Raw genomic sequence first — 19,985 nt, 5'->3', positions numbered from 1 at the left:
ATGCAAATCACGCTTACGCGCGGCCTTCGGCGCTATGCCTACAATAGCGCCCTGCTTTACAACCTGCGGATATTTATCGCCCTCGCGGGGACCACCGGCTTACCCTGGTGGTTAAATCAAATAACCTGGACCATTCCGCTAACCCTTGGCGTGGTTGCCGCTGCGCTGGCCGATCTGGACGATCGCCTGAGCGGCAGATTGCGAAACCTGCTTATCACCCTGGTCTGTTTTTGCGTAGCGTCGGTTTCCGTCGAACTCCTTTCCCCCCAGCCCTGGCTGTTTACCGCTGGCCTGGCGGTGTCAACCTGGGGATTTATTTTGCTGGGAGCGCTTGGCCAGCGCTACGCCACCATTGCGTTTGGTGCCTTGCTCATTGCTATCTATACCCTGTTAGGGATAGGTCTGTTCCCCCAGTGGTATCTCCAGCCCGTGCTTTTGCTGGTGGGCGCGGCCTGGTACAACCTGTTAACGCTTACCGGCCACGTCATTTTCCCTATTCGTCCACTCCAGGAGAATATGGCCCGATGCTATGAGGGGCTGGCACTTTATCTTGATGCCAAGGCAGGCCTGTTCGATCCTGATGCCGAAGAGGGCGACAGCGACACCCTGATAGAGGTTGCAATGGCAAACAGTCAGCTGGTTGCCACGCTGAATCAGTCAAAAATATCAATCCAGTCCCGCCTGCGGGGAGACCGGGGGCAGCGTGGTACGCGTCGGACGCTGCACTACTATTTTGTGGCTCAGGATATCCATGAACGCGCCAGTTCCTCGCACGTCCAGTATCACGCGCTGCGTCAGGAGTATCGCTACAGCGATATTCTTTTCCGCTTTCAGCGCCTGCTATCCATGCAGGCCGGTGCCTGCCGTCAGTTGGCCAACTGTATTTTGATGCGGGAAACTTACCAGCACGATGGCCGGTTTGAGCGGGTGTTTGTTCATCTTCAGGCCGCGCTGGACAGGCTAAAGAACACACAGCCCGCCAGTGGTGAAGTAAAAGCCATGCACTATTTGCTGAACAATTTGCGGGCCGTCGACGCACAGCTGGCCACAATCGAATCCGAACAGCTTCAGGCTGCTGGCACGCAAAGCCACGACAGCACGCTTTCCAGTGAAGGACTCACGGGCTGGGCCGATATCAGGCTGCGGCTGAGTCGACACCTTTCCCCTGAATCGCCTTTATTCAGACACGCCGTTCGCATGTCACTTCTGCTCTGCGCAGGTTATACCTTTATTCAGGTAACCGGACTTCAACATGGCTACTGGATACTGCTAACCAGTCTGTTTGTTTGCCAGCCTAATTACAATGCCACCAAAAGACGGCTGGCTCTGCGTATCGCGGGCACAGTTATCGGTATCATCATCGGCCTGCCGCTGCTGTGGCTGGTGCCTTCGGTTGAGGGGCAACTGATCCTTATCGTGGTGACCGGCGTACTGTTTTTCGCCTTCCGCCAGTCTCAGTATGCCCATGCAACCATGTTTATTACCTTACTGGTACTGTTTTGCTTCAATCTACTGGGCGAGGGATTTGAAGTCGCTCTGCCGAGAATTATTGATACGCTGCTCGGATGCGCGCTCGCCTGGCTGGCCGTTGCCTTTATCTGGCCCGACTGGCGCTTCAGGCGGCTCTCCGCCGTCGCTGAGCAGGCGGTAAGCGCCAACTGTCGCTATCTTGATGCCATCCTGGTGCAATACCATCAGGGTAAAGATAATCGCCTTGCTTATCGCATTGCGCGCCGTGATGCGCATAACAGCGACGCTGAGCTGGCATCCGTCGTGTCGGCGATTTCTGCCGAGAAAAATGCGGATGCCCCCCTGCGGGAAGCGGCCTTTCGCCTGATGTGTCTGAATCACTCCTTTCTCAGCTATATCTCGGCGCTGGGCGCTCACCGGGAAAAAATTCAGCATGAACTGATGCTGAAAGTACTGGAGGATGCTGTCTGCTATGTTGACGACGTGCTACAGGTTAAAAGCGTTGATGAGGTAAAAGCCACAGACGCACTGGCATGCCTTTCTGAGCGAATTGAAACCATGGAAGCCGACCCGGAGACGAAAGAGCCTCTCATTCTGCAACAGGTCGGCTTACTTATTGCGCTCCTACCCGAACTAGCGCAGCTGAGAAAGCAGGTCCTCATTAATAAGATTTAGGGGTATCCGTACCTTCATTCATTGCGGGCACCGGAGCGTCATCCGGTGCCACTCCCGAAGTTCTTCTTTAATATCATCAGGCAGCGCCTGATGATGACGCCCCAGTATCGCCCCCTGAAGCGCAAACAGGACGCTGATACTGAGGTTCTTATTACAGGCCCGGAGCTTCAGCCAGCTCTCCTTCGCCCCCTGTTCCCTCAGCATTTGTACGCTGCTGATCCCTACCCTTCTCAGTTCGAGTTCAAGACGTAAGCTCAGGTTGGGCAGATCCTTCAGTCTCCGGTTCTGTAAAACCCCTTCACGATGCTTACGCGCCCCCTGCAGGCAAAGTTTGGACAAAGCGATCAGTTGCTCCTGCTGGGACCAGAGCGCCGGATCAACACGATAATAATCCAGCGTCACCGGTATTCCTCTTTTGTTGAAACAGAGAGGTTCCATCTGGCGCTCAACCAGATAGGGCTTAGCCTGTTCACAGGCACGCAGATAAAGTTCCCCCTCCGCGATGAGCGCAAAAACCACTTTCCCCACTGACAGGCTGTAACCGCCAAACTGGCTGCGACTGTCGATATCGCCCAATGCGGCAAGGTCACGCTTAGCCTGCTCAATTTTTACTTTTGAATCATGCATTTCTCTCTCCTTGTGCCAAAGCCGTCCTTACGTAAAACTTTTTCTTTGCTGCGCTGTAGAAAGTATGCAATCGACGTTAAGGGTTCAATGAATAATTGCCTGGAAGGACATTTACGTTTCTTTTTTGCGAGGCATTTTCAAAAAAATAAGGTTGATCTTTATCCACCTGGCCTATACTGTATATTCATACAGTAACCCTGGGGGCGAAGCCATTATGTATACTCATTCTCTGAAGCCACGTGTTCGCACCGCTGCTTTTAATTCAACTCCAGCCTGTGCCGGTGACACATCTCAGACTGAGGGCGCAACGGGCCTGATCAGCGAAATGATCTACAGTGAAAACCAGCCAGGCATGACGCAAATGCTGTTACTGCCTCTGCTTCAGCAGCTTGGTACGCAATCGCGCTGGCAGCTATGGCTAACGCCTCAGCAAAAATTGAGCCGCAGCTGGCTAATGCAATCGGGTTTACCGTTGGATAAAGTCATGCAGGTGAGTCAGTCAGGCGCTATCACTACCGTTGAAGCGATGATTAAAGCGCTGCAAACCGGCAATTACAGTGTGGTTTTAGGCTGGTTGCCCGGTGAAATTACGCTGGAAGATCGCCTCAGACTTCAGCATGCGGCCTCCGCAGGAAATGCTCTGGGATTGATCATGCGGCCCGATCGGGCAAAAATCGTTACCTCCAGACCGTGCAACGGGATAAAAATTCACTCTACTTTGTATCATTAAGTAAAAATAAGAATTTTCTCATGATTATTTTCCACCAGGCCCGCGAATATCGGCTGATAATGGGCTGGCGCGGCACAACAATGGTTTAGCAGCTCTCAAAATCTCTTCTTTTAGGATGAAACCTGTCCACAAATGTGAAAATTTGTGTGTGGAAGGAACTTTTTTTGCTGTTGTCGCTCACATCATACTTGTAACTTTGCTGGTACGTTGTAGACTTTACGTCGCCAGGGTGCTCAATAACCACCATTTTTTGGATGAGTCACAATCGAGCTTCATAACCCGGCGAAGGATTTAATCAAAGAGCTAATGAAAGCTCATTGCCTATTTGGATGATAACGAGGCGCAAAAATGAAAAAGACAGCTATCGCAATTGCAGTGGCACTGGCTGGCTTCGCTACCGTAGCGCAGGCCGCCCCGAAAGATAACACCTGGTACACCGGTGCTAAACTGGGCTGGTCTCAGTACCACGACACTGGTTACTACGGTAACGGTTATTCCAACAATGATGGCCCAACTCACGAGAGCCAGCTTGGCGCTGGTGCATTCGGTGGTTATCAGGCTAATCAGTACCTGGGCTTCGAACTGGGTTATGACTGGCTGGGTCGTATGCCTCACAAAGGCAACAACGTAAACGGCGCATTCAAAGCACAGGGCATTCAGCTGGCTGCTAAACTGAGCTACCCAATTGCTGACGATCTGGACGTTTATACACGTCTGGGTGGTATGGTATGGCGTGCAGACTCTACTCAGCAGAACACCCTGACTGGCAACCGTATCAGCGACCACGACACCGGCGTTTCTCCGCTGGCAGCTGTTGGTGTTGAATACGCACTGACCAAAAACTGGGCAACCCGTCTGGACTACCAGTGGGTTAACAACATCGGTGATGCAGGTACCGTTGGTACGCGTCCTGATAACGCCATGCTGAGCGTTGGTGTTTCTTACCGTTTCGGTCAGGATGATGCTGCTCCAGCTCCGGCTCCAGCACCTGCTCCGGCTCCAGTTGTTGAAACCAAGCGTTTCACCATGAAGTCTGACGTTCTGTTCACCTTCAACAAGGCTACTCTGAAGCCAGAAGGTCAGCAGGCTCTGGATCAGCTGTACACCCAGCTGAGCTCACTGGATCCTAAAGACGGTTCAGTCGTCGTTCTGGGCTTCACAGACCGCATCGGTTCTGAGCAGTACAACCAGAAGCTGTCTGAGAAACGTGCTCAGTCCGTCGTTGACTACCTCGTTTCTAAAGGCATCCCATCTAACAAGATCTCTGCACGCGGTATGGGCGAATCTAACCCAGTTACCGGCAACACCTGTGACAGCGTGAAAGGCCGTAAGGCTCTGATCGACTGCCTGTCTCCGGACCGTCGCGTAGAAATCGAAGTTAAAGGTATCAAAGACGTTGTAACTCAGCCACAGAGCTAAGTTCTTTCTTTGATAAAAAAACCCCGCTCCGGCGGGGTTTTCTTTTTATAACTCTTGCTGGAATTTAGTCTGGCTTACCTAATATGGCCTTAAGATCCTGCCTGAGAGATGACATCTGGTTCGCGTACTGCTCTTTTCTTTCCGCATCCTCAATCAACTGCACGATGGTTTCTGAAAGCGTGCTGCTTCTCCGCTGGGCCAGCCCCGCCAGTCGCTGCCAGACCAGATATTCCAGATCGATCGACTTTTTACGGGTGTGCTGGTGCTCAGCGTTGAAATGCCGTTTGCGACGAGCGCGAATGGTCTGCTTCATTCTGTTTTCAAGCGCAGGATTAATATGCTTACTTATCCAGATAAGCACATCAACCGGTCGGTTTTCCATAGCCAGAAGTTCGTCGACAGCAACCTGTGCCGCGCTGTTTTCCAGATAGCGCGTAATCGCCTCACCCTCCCGGTGTTTTTTTACCAGGTATTTCCATTTCCAACCGCTTTCAAGATTTTCCAGTTGCTGATATTTCATCGGAATCTCATGCTGACTTCATAACGGGTTAAGAATAACAGTTTTTAACGCGCAGCCGCACACAAAACAAGGATGTTATCTCTATTGCGATCTGAACATGATGTGAAACACATGTCCCCGGTGCTTAACAGGCTGAAATCTTGTATAATGCCGCTTTTACTCATTTTAGAAAAATACGATAACTTTGACCAATAACAGATTAGAATGGCGTGCTTTACAGCCCGATATCGAAAGCGTCCAGCCCCTTTTTTCGCAGGCTTTTGAAGCCGACGGCAGCTGTTTTGCTCTGGTGCAAGCGCGCCTGTTTAACGGTCTGAGCCTGCTTCTGCAAACGCCAGCGGCATTTCCGCTGATGTTAATCAAGACGCCAGAAAATATTGAATATCAAAAACTTCTGCAGGACGAGCTCACCCGCCTCGCTGAGGAGGATGACGATTCGCTCTATGGCGGTCACTATCAGGTAGAGGGGATGTCAGTTAGCTGGCAGCCTGCCGTCACTCCTGAAGATAATTTCGCCAGCACGGGCGGTATTCATCGTGCAGACTGGATTGAAGCTGAAGAGCTATTTGGCTGCATTCGTCTGCAGCAGACAACTCTTATTCCCGAACCCGGCCTGGTTCACAAGGCTAACGGCGGCACGCTGATTCTCTCGCTGCGCGCACTACTGGCTCAGCCCCTGCTCTGGCTCCGACTGAAAAAGATCATGGCCACCGGTCAGTTCGACTGGCATTCTCCTGATGAAACCCGCCCGTTACCCGCGGCTATACCTTCAATGCCGATGCAGTTCCGTCTGGTCCTCACCGGCGATCGCGATGTACTGGCGGATTTCCAGGAAATGGAGCCCGAACTCGCCGCTCTCTCACTTTATGGCGAATTCGAAGATAATATTCAAATCGTCGATGCCGAAGAGTTCACCCTCTGGCTGAGATGGTTTAGTGACATCGCCGTTAGTCATGATTATGGGCCGATCAAAGAAGATTTTTGGCCGGTAATGATCCGTGAAGCCGTGCGTTACACCGGCGATCAGGACACGTTACCGCTCTGTCCCGCCTGGATCTCACGCCAGCTCCATGAAGCAGCGATGTACAGCGCGGATAGCAGCCTGAGCGGGGAAAATATTCTTAATGCCCTGGAAATGCGCGAGTGGCGCGAGGGTTTTCTGGCCGAGCGCGTGCGGGATGAAATTCTTCTCGATCAGATAGTCGTAGAGACGGAAGGCGAAATGATTGGGCAGATCAATGCCCTGTCAGTGATTGAGTTCCCAGGCCATCCCCGCGCCTTCGGCGAACCGTCGCGCATCAGCTGCGTGGTTCACGTTGGCGACGGCGAGTTTACCGACGTGGAGCGCAAAGCCGAACTGGGTGGCAATATCCATGCGAAGGGCATGATGATCATGCAGGCGTGGTTGATTGCGGAGTTAGAACTGGAACAGCAGCTGCCCTTCTCGGCATCAGTGGTATTTGAACAGTCCTACTCGGAAGTTGACGGCGATAGCGCCTCCCTGGCTGAACTCTGCGCGTTAATCAGCGCACTCTCCAGCCAGCCGCTGACTCAACAAATTGCCGTTACCGGTTCGGTCGATCAGTTTGGTCGCGTGCAGGCGGTCGGCGGACTGAATGAAAAGATTGAAGGCTTCTTCCATATCTGTAATCAGCGTGACCTTAACGGTAAGCAGGGGGTTATTATCCCCGCCGCTAACGTGCGTCATCTCTCCCTACAGCAGGACGTAGTGGATGCAGTACGGGAAGAAAAATTTCATATCTGGGCAGTGGACAGCGTGGATGAAGCCCTGCCTTTACTGACCGGCGCAGAATGGGACAAAGAAGAAGGCCCCTGCCTGTTACGGACCATACAGGAGCGCATTGCGCAAATTAATCAGCAGGAGCTGCGCCATCATCGCCCGTGGCCCCTGCGCTGGCTGAACTGGTTTAACCAGAGCTGATTGGGCTTGTTCAGCGTACACCTGTTCGCTAAACTTCGTGCTTCACTAAAATAAGGCTTATTGACAACATGGTAGATAAACGCGAATCCTATACAAAAGAAGACCTCATTGCCTCTGGTCGCGGAGAATTATTTGGGGCTGAAGGCCCACCGTTACCCGCGGGCAACATGTTGATGATGGACCGCGTGGTCAAAATGACCGAAGACGGCGGCAACTACGGTAAAGGCTTTGTTGAAGCCGAACTGGATATCAGCCCTGACCTCTGGTTCTTCGGCTGTCACTTTATCAACGATCCGGTTATGCCTGGCTGTCTGGGCCTGGATGCCATGTGGCAGCTGGTAGGATTTTATTTGGGCTGGCTGGGTGCCGAAGGTAAAGGCCGTGCGCTGGGCGTTGGCGAAGTGAAATTCTCTGGTCAGATACTGCCCACGGCTAAGAAAGTTTCCTACCGTATCCATTTCAAGCGGGTGATTAATCGCAAGCTGGTCATGGGCGTAGCGGATGGTGAAGTGCTGGTAGACGGCCACGTTATCTATACCGCCAGCGATCTGAAAGTGGGGCTGTTTAAGGACACCAACGCTTTCTAAGATGCAGAAACGGAAACCTCCGCCCGGGCGGAGGTTATTCGTGGGTCAAACAGGATGATTATACCGAAACCGTCCTGTCCTCCATGGCTTGTCGCCACCCTCCCAACCAGTGAGACCTCGGTTCTATCGTTTGATAGGGACATATCTCTTTGGACCGTCCGGTAATACCGGCCTGATAACCGCGTGAATGTGCCCGTTCGAGTCGATCTCGTTTCTGTCTCTTCATCATGCCTGTTGTCCCCTCTTCAGGTCAGGTGGATTCTGGTGGAAAGAAATCAGCGGTTACTTACTGCGCAACCACCCTTAAGTTCTATCGCCATCAGAGACAAAAATCAATGCGCAATTTTCACGCCAGCGTCATCAAAATGACACGTCAGTCGGGAATGAGAACACCTTAAAATTGGCACTTTAAGGCTTTAAACCGCTGTTTAAACATTAAAAAAGCCTTCGACCCTGGCAAACATCCGCTTGCAAAGATCAAAGGCTTAAGGGCAAAGATTAAATTATTTTAATTATTGCTGATAATCGAATTAGCAATAACCCGTGCTTCCTGCTGCCATCCTGCCGCCAGGGTTTTCACCAGCGCATCATAGCCATCTTTGTTTTGCGGCAGCGTCAGAGAAAAACTGCGCTTGATGATTTGCCCCTGATGCTCAAGGATCCAGTCCCCGCTAATCACCGCATGACCGTCATAGCGACCGTGGAAGCCGGTAACGTTGACGTTAAGCTTGTCCTGCGACTGTCCCAGCGGTGAAGCAGATACCAGCCAGCCGGGCAGTGCTTCACCCAGATTGGCTACCAGCGTCTGCTGGAGCTGCTGGTCCAGCGGGCTGGCCCAGAGGTTATTACTGGCGATAACATACTGCACATCGCTGCGCTGAAACACCACGCCGTTGCCCGCAAGGTAGTCCGGCACGGCGACGTGCTCAACCCAAACCGCCGGGCGGCTGGCATCTTCACGGCTGCTCACCACGGTAGTTTTATCGGCCGACGGCAGCTGGTAGTAGTTCGTTTCCGGCGTACTGCTGCATCCGGCCAGCGTCAGCGCCAGCGCAATGGGGATCCATTTCATCATTGTTTCGCCCTCTTCGGCTGTGGGTCCTGCCCTGGTTTAGCCTGAAATACCAGCGCGTTACTTTTCGAGTTCAGCGTCTTCAGGACCGGCTGAAGTTCGCGCATCACCTGATCGAGCCTCTGCATATCGCCAACCATTTTGGTGTAGGCCGGTGAGCCAGGCTGGAAGCCCTTCATGCTGCGGTTGAGCTCGCGAAGGGTTTTCTGCATATCGGCTGGCAGATCCTTCATCGACTGACTGCTGGTGATTTGATTAACGTTATCCAGCGTTTTTTGCAGTTCACGCATCGTCCGCTGGCTCTCCTTCAGCGTGCCGGTTGCCTGATTAATCATCGGATTCAGCGGCAGATTATTGATCTTATCCAGTGCATCCATGAGCTTTTGCTGGATTTGCGCCAGGCCGCCGCTGGTGGTTGGAATGAGTTCATAACCCGCAAAGGTGTCCGGACCGGTGAAAGGTTTGGCGTTACTGTAAAAATCAAGGTCGATATAGAGCGAGCCGGTGATCAGGTTCGCCGATTTGAGCGATGCGCGCAGGCCGCTTTTGATGCCGTCTTTAAGATGACGCTCAATATCAAAGTCTTTGCCCAGCATGCTCTGGAAGCGGTCCGGTTCGATACGGATCAGCACCGGAATGCGATAGTCATTATTCAGTCGCTGAGCGATCTCCTTCGACTGGAACGGCACCTGAGCCACGGTTCCAAGACGTATGCCGCGGAATTCAACCGGGGCGCCCGCCTGCAGGCCGCGAATCGAATCGCTGAAGAACATCACGAAATCTTTGTGCACCGTATAAAGCGAATCCTGGATACTCCGCTGATCGTCAAACAGGGTAAATTCGCTTTTGTTCTCGGCGACCTTGCCCAGCTCCCACCCGTCTGGCACATCAAAGCTTACGCCACCGCTAAACAGCGTAGTCAGCGACCCCATTTCCACGCGCATCCCCGACGCTGACATATCAACCGCAATGCCGCTGTCTTTCCAGAAGCGCACGTTAGTGGTAATCAGACGATCGTAAGGCGCTGCGACAAAAAGCTGGTAGGTCATCATGCGCTTATCGGCATCAAAGTGGCTGGTTTCAACCGAACCTACGCGATAGCCCCGGAACAGTACCGGATCGCCCGGATTAAGCTGGCCCGCTTTCATGCTATCAAGCGTAATATGGATCCCTTTCGCATCGGGTGGCGCCAGCGGGGGGGCATCAAGCAGCTGATACTCCTCCTTCTTTTCACCTTTATTACCGGGCTGTAATTCGATATAGGCCCCGGAAAGTAGCGTACCCAGGCCAGTCACGCCTTCACGACCGATGGTCGGCTTGACCACCCAGAAGGCGCTGTCGTCTTTAAGCAGTTTTTCCATTCCGGAATTGAGGCGGGCGGTGATCTCAACGTGGTGCAGATCGTCCGTCAGTACCGCGCTCTGCACAACACCGACGTCAACGCTGCGGCTCTTGATGGTGGTTTTCCCCCCTTCAATCCCCTCAGCATTGGTGGTTATCAGCGTCACCAGCGGTCCCTGATGACTGAAGTGATAAAATAGGATCCACGCACCAATCAGTACGGTGACGATGGGGATTATCCAGACGGGTGACCAGCGCTTGATTTGATCAACCGTCGCCACGTCGTGATTATTTTCCTTCAATTGCAGGCTCCTCAAGACTCTTTTCTCGTACACGATCCCAGGTCAAACGGGGGTCAAAGGTCATGGCGGCAAACATCGTCAGGATAACCACCATGGCAAACAGCAGCGCACCGGGCGCGGGATAGATGTTCATTAATCTCCCCATACGGACCAGCGCGGAAAGGACGGCAATAACGAAGACGTCGATCATTGACCAGCGACCCACGAACTCCACCACCTCATAAATCTTGTGCATTTTTTCACTGTCGTGACGTCCCGGCCCCTGCCGGTGAGCGTCCCAGCAGAGCCAGCAAATCGCCATCATCTTCAGCGAGGGAACCATAATACTGGCAATGAAGATCACCATCGCGACCGGATAGGACCCTTCGCCCCACAGCAGGGCAACGCCCGCCATAATGGTTGAGGTGATCTTACTGCCCAGCGCTTCGGTGATCATAATCGGCATCAGGTTGGCAGGGATATAAAGCAGCACCGAGGTGACCAGTAACGCCATGGTCCACTGCAGGCTGTGCCGCCGCCTTGCATGCCCCACCGTGCCGCAGCGCGGACAGACCGAACGATCGGCGGCCAGCACGGCCGTGCAGCAGGGGCAGGAGCGCATGCCCTGACGCAGCCCGCTGATACCGGCCTCCGGCGCGGCAGGTAGCGCAGGAACCGGCGCAATTTCCCCCCACAGCCAGCGGCGATCGACGCACTGAAACGCCCGCAGCTGCATAATGCAAAACAGGCACCAGGGGATAAAGCTGGTGCCCACGCCAATACTGCCGTAGGCCATCAGCTTCACAAAACTGACTAACACCCCGGCAAGGAAAATTTCAGCCATTCCCCAGCTTTTCATCTGGAACAGCATGCGTGCCATATTTCGCCTGAGCGTTTCCGGCAGGCGAACAGAGTTGACCAGCAGCAGAATGATGATCATGCACAGGGCGGGCACCGCCTGCACAAACAGAATAAACAGCGTCGCCAGACTGCTGTAATCTTCGGACACCATCACCTCGGGAATGCGCAGCAGGCTTATTTCACTGCTAAGACCCGAGACATTCATATTGATGAAGGGAAAAAGGTTGGCCAGTACCAGCATAAACAGGGCAGCCAGCGCATAGCCAGTGGGCCGCTTTCGCGGCTCCACCCAGCGCGAGACCAGCGTGGTCTCGCAGCGTGGGCAGCTGGCCTTGCTGCCTGGCTTAAGTTCCGGTAACTGCGTCATCAGATCACACTGCGGGCAAAGCATCCATCGTTCAGCGTGGTGATTCGAACACATTGTTGACCTCTGAGTGACTTAATTAATCATTTTTCAACGATTCAAGATATTCCCAGCGCTCGAAGGCCACTTCCAGCGCCTGCTCCGCCTGCGACAGCGCATCCAGAACTGGCTGCGTCACCTCATGGGGCTGGCTGAAAAAGCTGGAATCGGCCACCTGAGCCTGCAGGGATTCAAGCTGCTGCTCCAGATCTTCCATCTTTTGCGGTAGCTGTTCCAGTTCTCGCTGGACGTTATAGCTTAGCTTACTGGCTCCGCGCTTTGCCGGCTCGCTTTTTACACTTTCCTGACGCTGAGTCGTTGCCACGGCCTTCGCCGCCGCGCGATTCTGCTTCCAGGCCGCGCGCTGACGCTGCGCATCGTGATATCCGCCCACGAAGGTACCAATGTCCCCCTGCCCGTCGAAAATCCAGCATTCGGTTACGGTGTTGTCCACAAACTGACGATCGTGGCTGACCAGCAGTACCGTTCCCTGATAGCCGTCAATCAGCTCTTCAAGCAGTTCCAGCGTTTCAACATCCAGGTCGTTGGTCGGTTCATCGAGGATCAGCAGGTTGCTGGGCTTAAGGAACAGGCGCGCCAGCAGCAGACGGTTACGTTCACCGCCCGAAAGTGCGCGAACCGGCGTCATGGCGCGTTTGGGGTGGAACAGGAACTCCTGCAGGTAGCCCAGTACGTGGCGCGGCTTACCGTTAACCATCACCTCCTGCTTACCTTCGGCCAGGTTATCCATTACCGTCCGATCGGGATCGAGTTCGGCACGATGCTGATCGAAGTAGGCCACTTCCAGCTTGGTGCCGATATGCACGCGTCCGCTGTCGGCTTTAAGCTGTTCCAGCATCAGCTTCAGCAGCGTGGTTTTCCCGCAGCCGTTAGGGCCAATCAGGGCAATCTTATCGCCGCGCTGAACCTGGACGCTGAAGTCGCGCACCAGCTGTTTCTCACCCATGCGGTAGCTGACGTTCTCCAGCTCAAAGACGATTTTACCGGAGCGGCTCGCCTCTTCGACCTGCATGTTGGCTTTGCCCATCACTTCACGGCGCTCGGAGCGCTCGTTGCGCAGCGCCTTAAGCGCGCGTACGCGGCCCTCGTTGCGCGTACGGCGGGCCTTGATGCCCTGACGGATCCACACCTCTTCCTGGGCCAGCTTGCGGTCGAATTCGGCATTCTGCATCTCTTCAACGCGCAGCGCTTCCTCTTTACCCAGCAGGTACTCATCATAATTTCCCGGCCATGAGACCAGCTTACCGCGATCGAGATCGACAATGCGCGTCGCCATATTGCGGATAAATGAGCGGTCATGGGAAATAAATATAATGCTGCCCTGGAAGGTTTTCAGGAAGGTTTCCAGCCAGTCAATGGTTTCAATATCCAGGTGGTTAGTTGGCTCGTCCAGCATCAGTACGCGAGGGTTACTGACCAGCGCGCGTCCCAGTGCCGCTTTGCGCAGCCAGCCGCCTGAGAGCGATGAAAGTGGCGCATCGGCGTCAAGTCCAATCTGCTTAAGCACATCGTGAATACGGGTTTCCAGCTGCCACAGATTCTGATGATCCAGAATGCTTTGCAGGCGCCCCATTTCATTCAGGTTTTTATCGCTCGGATCGGTCATCACCAGATGTGAGATGGCATGATAAGCCTTCAGGTACTCGGCCTGCTCATTAACGCCTTCCGCCACAAAGTCATACACCGACCCCTTTACGTTACGCGGCGGATCCTGCTGCAGGCGGGCCACAACCAGATCCTGCTCATAGATGATGCGGCCATCGTCGAGCGGCTGCTCGCGGTTGATGATCTTCATCAGCGTGGATTTGCCCGCGCCGTTACGGCCGACCAGACAGACCCGCTCGTTTTCTTCAATGTGAAGCTCGGTGTTGTCCAACAGCGGTGCATCGCTGAATGACAGGTAGGCACCATGGATACTGATCAGAGACATAAAACTTATTCCTTACCGGCGTGGGTTATCAGCCAGCAGTTGTGAATTTGACGGTTACGGGCAAAGTCCTGAGACTGCGTTTTGCCGGTGATTTCCTGCGCGGTCAGGTTCAACCCTGCCAGCCCATCGTGGTCCATTTTGAACCCACGCTTATTATTAGAAAACATAATGGTACCGCCCTTCCGCAGCAGCCGTTTCAAATCGGTCATTAGCGACAAATGGTCGCGCTGCACGTCAAAACTCTCTTCCATTCGCTTGGAGTTGGAGAAGGTTGGCGGATCGATAAAGATCAGATCGAACTGTTCATCTGACGTTTGCAGCCAGTTCAGACAGTCGGCCTGCATCAGCCGGTGCTGTCTGCCGGTTAGCCCGTTCAGACGCAGGTTACGCTCTGCCCACTCCAGATAGGTACGTGACATATCCACCGTGGTGGTGCTTCGTGCACCGCCCAGGCCCGCATGGACGCTGGCGCTGCCGGTATAGGCAAACAGGTTGAGAAAGTCCTTGCCCTTGCTCATCTGACCGAGCATTTTTCGTGCCACGCGATGGTCGAGGAACAGTCCGGTATCCAGATAGTCGGTCAGGTTCACCCACAGCCTGGCGTTATATTCGGTAACCTCAAAAAAGTCGCCCTTCTCGCCCAGCTTCTGATACTGGCTTTTACCCTTCTGCCGCTCGCGCGTTTTCATAACCAGCCGGTTAGGCGGCAGATCTAATACGCTGAGGGTGGCAGAAATAACGTCAAACAGACGCTGACGCGCCTTCGCCGGTTCAATGGTTTTTGGCGGCGCGTACTCCTGCACGACCACCCAGTCGCCGTAGCGATCGACCGCGACGTTGTAGTCTGGCAGATCCGCGTCGTAAATGCGGTAGCATTCAATGCCTTCCTGGCGCGCCCACTTCTCCAGTTTCTTAAGGTTCTTACGCAGGCGGTTAGCGTAATCCTCGGCAATCTGCCCCACCGCGTTTGGCGAGGTGTTGACCGCCAGCGCGTAGTTTTTTTGCACGCAGTCCAGCGGGCCGTTTTTCGCCTTAAACTGGCGATCGGCACGCAGTTGCAGGCAGCTCAGCAGCTCGGGTGAGGCACTGAACAGGGAGAGATTCCAGCCGCCAAACTGGTTTTTCATAATGCGGCCCAGCTGGCTGTGCAGCGCAATCAGGGCCGGTTCGCTTTCCAGGCGCTCGCCGTAGGGCGGGTTGCTCAGCACGGTGCCGGTTGGGCCATCCGGCAGAGGATTCTGCAGCTTAAGCGCATCCTGCACGGTATAGCTGATGATATCGGCCAGTCCGGCGCGGCGGGTATTCGCCCGCGCCCGTTCGATAACGCGGGAATCGTTGTCGTAGCCGTAAAAGCGGGAGGACGTCTCCTGCAGGCCGCGCCGCGCGCGGACCTGGGCTTCGCTACTGACTTCACGCCAGAGCGCTTCATCAAATTTAGCCCAGCCGGTGAATCCCCAGTGGGTACGGTGCAGACCCGGCGCACGATCGGTGGCGATCATCGCTGCTTCAATCAGCAGCGTCCCTGAACCACACAGCGGATCGACCAGCGGTGTGCCCGCCTGCCAGCCGGAACGCATAACAATGGCGGCCGCCAGATTTTCCTTAAGGGGAGCCTGTCCGGTTTGCTGACGGTAGCCACGCTGATGCAGCCCTTCACCGCTCAGGTCGAGCGCAATGCTGGCGGTATCCTTATTGAGCCAGACATTGACACGAATGTCCGGCTGTTCGCGGTCCACATCCGGCCGCGCAAGGTTTTTACGGGTGAAGCTGTCAACGATGGCGTCTTTCACCTTAAGCGCGCCGTACTGACTGTTGCGGATAACCTCATTCAGGCCGCTAAAGTGAACGGCAAAGGTCTTATCGCTGCCGAACATCGCAGGCCAGTCGATAGCCTGCACGCCCAGATACAGGTCCAGATCGCTGTAGACACCACATTCGGTAAGCGGCAGCAGGATGCGCGATGCCAGGCGGCTCCACATCAGGCTCTGGTACATCAGACGATCGTCACCCTGGAAATGTACGCCGCCCTGGACAATCTGGCAGCCTTCGGCCCCCAGGGTTTCCAGTTCACTTTTTAATAGCTCTTCGAGCCCACGCGCCGTACTGGCAAACAGAGAATTCATAGTGTCACTTGTCGTCTTCATAAAATTGCTGCGCATTATAGCTAATCACAGGCCCATGTCATAAAGTTAGCTTCTTTTCGTTTACGCCAGGTGAATTGCCCGGCTATCTGACGCCTTTATTTAACCGTTTATGCCTGGAGTACATTATGTTGAGCCTGTCCCGCCTGTTTATCCATCCGGTAAAATCAATGCGTGGAACGCAGGTTTCCCTGGCCCAGGCGCGGGACAGCGGTCTGGTATTTGATCGTAGCTTTATGATAACCGAACCGGACGGAACCTTTATCACCGCACGTCAGTATCCGGAAATGGTGCTGTTCACACCTGCACTGACGCCGGATGGGCTATTTCTTTCTGCGCCGGACGGCAGCAGCGCCAGTATCCGCCTGGCGGATTTTCAGCCGACGCCGGCAACGACGATGGTTTGGGGCAATACCTTCACCTCGCAGATTGCCCCCGAGGCTATTAACCAGTGGCTGAGCGGCTTTTTCCCCCGCCCGGTACAGCTGCGCTGGGTAGGGCCTGAGATGAGCCGGCGGGTAAAAAACTTTGCGCAGGTGCCGCTGAGCTTTGCCGATGGCTTTCCCTTTTTACTGATTAATGAGGCTTCGCTACAGGATTTGCGTCAGCGCTGCCCCGCAGGTGTCAGGCTTGAGCAGTTTCGCCCTAACCTGGTGGTGACCGGTGCCGCCGCCTGGGCGGAAGACAGCTGGTCAACGCTGCGCATTGGCGAAATCATTTTTGAGGTGCCAAAGCCCTGTAGCCGCTGCGTACTCACGACCGTTAGCCCGGAGCGAGGTCGTAAACACCCGAGCGGAGAGCCTCTGGCCACGCTGCAAACGTTCCGCAGCGCCACCGACGGCAGCGGCGATATTGATTTTGGTCTTAATTTACTGGCCAGAAATAGCGGCATCCTTCGCGTCGGAGACGAGCTGGAAGTGCTGTCGAGCAAACCTGCCCGCCGCTATGGGCCCGGCGAAGTGATTGAGACGCTTGATGTCGCCGCGGTTGCGGAAGGTAGCCTGTCGATAAGCTGGGAGGATGAGCCTTTTACCGGCAATAACCAGCAGGTTTTGCTGGAACAGCTGGAGATGAAGGGCTATCGGATACCCTACTCCTGCAGAGCGGGCATTTGCGGCAGCTGCAAAGTCAGGCTGGTCGCCGGAGAGGTCACGCCGCTGAAAAAAGGCGCGGTGCGCAACGATGGCACGATACTCAGCTGCAGCTGCATTCCCGCAGGCGACCTGGTACTGGGATCGGCCGGATGATAGCGCCTAATCTCAGGCGTTAGACGGCTCTGGCGAAGCTGTGGGCGGACTCTTTCGCCAGCGGAATAAGGCGATCGTGCATCACTTTAATTGCATCACCCAGCGCCATGCTGCGACCGGCCACCGTTAGCTCAGGCTGCGCAAGCAGGCAAAGTGCAGCCTTTTCGCCCGCTTCCGCCACCAGCAGCGTCGCCCACTCGCCGGTTTCACAGAGTTTCACACTCACCAGCTCGCCCTCTGCCGGATGGCAGTGGCCTGGATGCGTTTCGAAATGCCAGCTTTTGGGCATCAGGGGCTTAAGGAAGCGGCAGGCCACCAGCGCGTTCAGCACCAGCTGCGTGCGTTGTTCGCTATCCAGGTTGCAGCGCCGACAGCTCTCTTCAAAGCTGAAAAACATTGCGGCATCGTCAACGCAGAAGCCTGCGGCGCTAAAGGCATCCGGCGTCAATACCTTGCGCGTAAAGCGCGATCGGAACATCGAGCCGTCCGCAAAATCCAGCATCATGCAATCCTGCTCTGCATCGAAATACCAGCGCCAGCTGTCGTCAGGTTTATTTCTCATGATGTATTCCATTGTAATACTTATTTACATTACGGACGCAAAATTAGCATAAGAACGTCGGACGAAACCGCAATAAATAGCGTCCATCGCGTCCAGAGAGTAAGCATTGCGGTTAAACAGGATAAAATATAAACGAGCCAGCGGGGAAAATAAAGCCCCAGGCAGATAACCTGGGACCCGGAGCAATATTTTCGAGATAATTCCGGCAGGATATCGCACACAAAAGCGGCAGTGCGACGGGTGAAATGTTGGAGAGGGTAGGATTTACCCTCTCCAATAAAATAGCGCTGTCGGGACGGCATTCACCCTCAGAGGTGGTTCACAATTTCTTTTATCAGCGGCGGGCCTTTATAAATAAACCCGGAATACACCTGAATGAGCGAAGCGCCAGCCGCTAATTTTTCCCGCGCTGAGACCAGTGAATCAATGCCCCCCACGCCGATAATCGGCAGCCGTCCCTGGAGTTCCTGGGACAGGCGACGAATTATTTCCGTACTGCGTGACTGAACGGGACGACCGCTTAGCCCTCCCGCTTCGTCGGCATGTTTTAATCCGGCGACCAGAGAACGATCGAGCGTCGTATTGGTAGCAATAACACCCTCAATATTATGGCGCACCAGACTGTCGGCAATTTGGCTTAGCTCCTCTTCGGAAAGATCCGGAGCGATCTTTACCGCCAGAGGAACATATTTATGATGGCGCGCGGCAAGATCTTTCTGCTTCTCTTTAATCGCTTTTAGCAAATCATCCAGCGCTTCGCCATATTGCAGCGTACGCAGGCCAGGGGTATTGGGAGAAGATATATTGATGGCGATGTAGCCTGCATAAGGATAAATTTTCTCCATGCAGATTAAATAGTCTTCCTTACCCTGCTCAACCGGCGTGTCTTTATTTTTACCGATATTGATCCCCAGCACGCCGTCAAAATGCGACTTTTTAACGTTTTCCACCAGCTGGTCGACACCGAGATTATTGAATCCCATACGATTAATGATGCCTTCAGCCTCCAGCACGCGGAACATTCTTGGCTTATCGTTTCCCGCCTGCGGACGCGGGGTCACCGTACCCACTTCTATAAAGCCAAAGCCCAGTGCGCCCAGTGCATCTATACATTCACCATTTTTATCCAGTCCTGCGGCCAGACCCAGCGGATTTTTGAACGTCAGCCCCATGCAGTTAACGGGCTTGAAAGGCAGCGACTGGCGGATCAAAGGCAGCAGGGGCGTCCCGGTAATGCGGTGCAATTGCCGGAGCGTCAACTCATGCGCGCGCTCAGCATCAAGCTGGAAAAGCGCCTTACGGACCAGAGGGTAATACATAAAGGCTCCTGAATGACCCCAGCAGTGGGGCTGATTAAAAAGGTATACGCCGAACTGCATGCCAGTGGCGTGACGCTGTGCGCGGGGCAAAATGGTAAAGTCCTTTTGACTCAATGTAAAACGATTGCGCGCATCCCGCCCTAAATCTACGGGCGACTCTTATTCGGAAAGTAACTTATAAATGCCGGATAAATCATTTAAGCCTGTTTCCTCACTCTGTCAGGATAAGCCTGTTCGTTATCTAATATGTTTAATCAATAACTTTTAGTTATAAGGAGAGGCGATGCGCGTTATTACTCTGGCGGGAAGTCCTCGCTATCCCTCACGCTCCACGGCGTTATTGACCCTTTGTCAGCATGCGCTTGAGGAACGCGGCGTGGACGTTATTCCGTGGAATCTGCACAATTTCCCTCCGGAAGATCTGCTTAATGCCCGCTTTGATTCCCCTGCGCTGCTGGCCTTTAAGGAAGACCTTGCGGGTGCCGATGGCGTGATCGTTGCCACCCCGGTCTATAAAGCCTCTTTTTCCGGTGCCCTGAAAACCGTTCTCGATCTTCTACCCGAGCGGGCGCTTGAGCATAAAGTGGTTCTGCCGCTGGCAACGGGCGGCACTGTGGCACATATGCTCGCGGTGGATTACGCCCTTAAGCCCGTACTGAGCGCGCTTAAGGCGCAGGAAGTCCTGCACGGCGTGTTCGCCGATGATACGCAGGTGACCCATTACGATCGCCAGCCGGAGCTGTCTCCGGTGCTAGAGGCGCGTATTGCCGAGTCCATTGAAACTTTCTGGCAGGCGCTGTCTCGTCGCCATCAGCCGCTGGCCGTCGCCGTCTGATT

At 54.3% G+C, this 19,985-nt stretch carries 17 protein-coding genes; 7 read left to right on the top strand and 10 right to left on the bottom strand.

The window, feature by feature from the left end; all coding sequences use genetic code 11:
* Entirely contained in the window at nucleotides 1–2,145 is a 2,145-nt protein-coding gene (gene yccS, locus AAGR22_RS08710) for a YccS family putative transporter (RefSeq protein ID WP_345831290.1), read from the top strand.
* An 18-nt stretch (nucleotides 2,146–2,163) separates the two neighbouring features.
* On the opposite strand, the gene AAGR22_RS08705 is transcribed toward yccS, so the two are convergent.
* Nucleotides 2,164–2,772, bottom strand: a complete 609-nt coding sequence (locus tag AAGR22_RS08705; protein ID WP_067702956.1) for a TfoX/Sxy family DNA transformation protein — start codon at nucleotides 2,770–2,772, stop codon at nucleotides 2,164–2,166.
* A gap of 214 nt (nucleotides 2,773–2,986) precedes the next feature.
* Here AAGR22_RS08705 and sulA point away from each other — a divergent pair, with 214 nt between their 5' ends.
* Both sulA and ompA read left to right on the top strand, forming a co-directional pair.
* Nucleotides 2,987–3,502: an SOS-induced cell division inhibitor SulA gene (gene sulA / locus AAGR22_RS08700; protein ID WP_067702953.1), complete on the top strand. Its 516-nt coding sequence runs from the start codon at nucleotides 2,987–2,989 to the stop codon at nucleotides 3,500–3,502.
* 348 nt (nucleotides 3,503–3,850) lie between these two features.
* Nucleotides 3,851–4,921, top strand: a complete 1,071-nt coding sequence (gene ompA / locus AAGR22_RS08695; RefSeq protein ID WP_067702950.1) for a porin OmpA — start codon at nucleotides 3,851–3,853, stop codon at nucleotides 4,919–4,921.
* Between the two features lie 64 nt (nucleotides 4,922–4,985).
* On the opposite strand, the gene matP is transcribed toward ompA, so the two are convergent.
* The gene (gene matP, locus AAGR22_RS08690) at nucleotides 4,986–5,441 is read right to left on the bottom strand and encodes a macrodomain Ter protein MatP (protein ID WP_345831289.1); all 456 of its coding nucleotides are present in this window, start codon (nucleotides 5,439–5,441) and stop codon (nucleotides 4,986–4,988) included.
* A 184-nt stretch (nucleotides 5,442–5,625) separates the two neighbouring features.
* Here matP and AAGR22_RS08685 point away from each other — a divergent pair, with 184 nt between their 5' ends.
* Complete coding sequence (locus tag AAGR22_RS08685; RefSeq protein ID WP_345831288.1) at nucleotides 5,626–7,383, top strand: Lon protease family protein; 1,758 nt, start codon at nucleotides 5,626–5,628, stop codon at nucleotides 7,381–7,383.
* Nucleotides 7,384–7,451: 68 nt separating this feature from the next.
* Nucleotides 7,452–7,970 carry a bifunctional 3-hydroxydecanoyl-ACP dehydratase/trans-2-decenoyl-ACP isomerase gene (gene fabA / locus AAGR22_RS08680; protein WP_067702941.1) on the top strand — a complete coding sequence of 173 codons (519 nt, stop codon included), beginning with the start codon at nucleotides 7,452–7,454 and terminating at the stop codon, nucleotides 7,968–7,970.
* 58 nt (nucleotides 7,971–8,028) lie between these two features.
* On the opposite strand, the gene rmf is transcribed toward fabA, so the two are convergent.
* The 6 genes from rmf to rlmKL form a co-directional block, all read right to left on the bottom strand.
* Nucleotides 8,029–8,196 (bottom strand): ribosome modulation factor, encoded by a 168-nt coding sequence (gene rmf / locus AAGR22_RS08675; protein ID WP_073980969.1) that lies wholly within the window; start codon nucleotides 8,194–8,196, stop codon nucleotides 8,029–8,031.
* 282 nt (nucleotides 8,197–8,478) lie between these two features.
* Nucleotides 8,479–9,045 (bottom strand): membrane integrity-associated transporter subunit PqiC, encoded by a 567-nt coding sequence (pqiC, locus tag AAGR22_RS08670; RefSeq protein WP_067702938.1) that lies wholly within the window; start codon nucleotides 9,043–9,045, stop codon nucleotides 8,479–8,481.
* Complete coding sequence (gene pqiB, locus AAGR22_RS08665; protein ID WP_345831287.1) at nucleotides 9,042–10,685, bottom strand: intermembrane transport protein PqiB; 1,644 nt, start codon at nucleotides 10,683–10,685, stop codon at nucleotides 9,042–9,044. Before pqiB ends, pqiC begins: the two co-directional genes overlap by 4 nt.
* On the bottom strand, nucleotides 10,672–11,946 hold the full coding sequence (gene pqiA, locus AAGR22_RS08660) for a membrane integrity-associated transporter subunit PqiA (RefSeq protein ID WP_345831286.1): 1,275 nt from the start codon (nucleotides 11,944–11,946) through the stop codon (nucleotides 10,672–10,674). Before pqiA ends, pqiB begins: the two co-directional genes overlap by 14 nt.
* Before the next feature lie 22 nt (nucleotides 11,947–11,968).
* A complete protein-coding gene (locus tag AAGR22_RS08655; RefSeq protein WP_345831285.1) occupies nucleotides 11,969–13,879 on the bottom strand; it encodes an ABC transporter ATP-binding protein in 1,911 nt (636 codons plus the stop codon).
* Between the two features lie 5 nt (nucleotides 13,880–13,884).
* Entirely contained in the window at nucleotides 13,885–16,002 is a 2,118-nt protein-coding gene (gene rlmKL / locus AAGR22_RS08650; protein ID WP_067703705.1) for a bifunctional 23S rRNA (guanine(2069)-N(7))-methyltransferase RlmK/23S rRNA (guanine(2445)-N(2))-methyltransferase RlmL, read from the bottom strand.
* Between the two features lie 146 nt (nucleotides 16,003–16,148).
* Between rlmKL and AAGR22_RS08645 the strand changes: the two genes are divergently transcribed.
* The gene (locus tag AAGR22_RS08645; RefSeq protein ID WP_345831284.1) at nucleotides 16,149–17,267 is read left to right on the top strand and encodes a YcbX family protein; all 1,119 of its coding nucleotides are present in this window, start codon (nucleotides 16,149–16,151) and stop codon (nucleotides 17,265–17,267) included.
* A gap of 19 nt (nucleotides 17,268–17,286) precedes the next feature.
* Here AAGR22_RS08645 and AAGR22_RS08640 read toward each other — a convergent pair whose 3' ends face one another.
* Together AAGR22_RS08640 and pyrD are read right to left on the bottom strand one after the other, a co-directional pair.
* Complete coding sequence (locus AAGR22_RS08640; protein ID WP_067702921.1) at nucleotides 17,287–17,829, bottom strand: cell division protein ZapC; 543 nt, start codon at nucleotides 17,827–17,829, stop codon at nucleotides 17,287–17,289.
* A 308-nt stretch (nucleotides 17,830–18,137) separates the two neighbouring features.
* Nucleotides 18,138–19,148 carry a quinone-dependent dihydroorotate dehydrogenase gene (pyrD, locus tag AAGR22_RS08635; RefSeq protein ID WP_345831283.1) on the bottom strand — a complete coding sequence of 337 codons (1,011 nt, stop codon included), beginning with the start codon at nucleotides 19,146–19,148 and terminating at the stop codon, nucleotides 18,138–18,140.
* Between the two features lie 283 nt (nucleotides 19,149–19,431).
* On the opposite strand from pyrD, the gene ssuE reads away from it, so the two are divergent.
* Nucleotides 19,432–19,983, top strand: coding sequence for an NADPH-dependent FMN reductase (ssuE, locus tag AAGR22_RS08630; RefSeq protein WP_067702916.1), 552 nt, complete (start codon nucleotides 19,432–19,434; stop codon nucleotides 19,981–19,983).
* Nucleotides 19,984–19,985 lie beyond the last annotated feature (2 nt).

The sequence above is a fragment of the Erwinia sp. HDF1-3R genome (assembly GCF_039621855.1).
GTDB lineage: Bacteria > Pseudomonadota > Gammaproteobacteria > Enterobacterales > Enterobacteriaceae > Erwinia.
The sequence above is the reverse complement of the archived record's forward strand: the minus strand, read 5'-3'. Positions and strand labels throughout refer to the sequence as shown.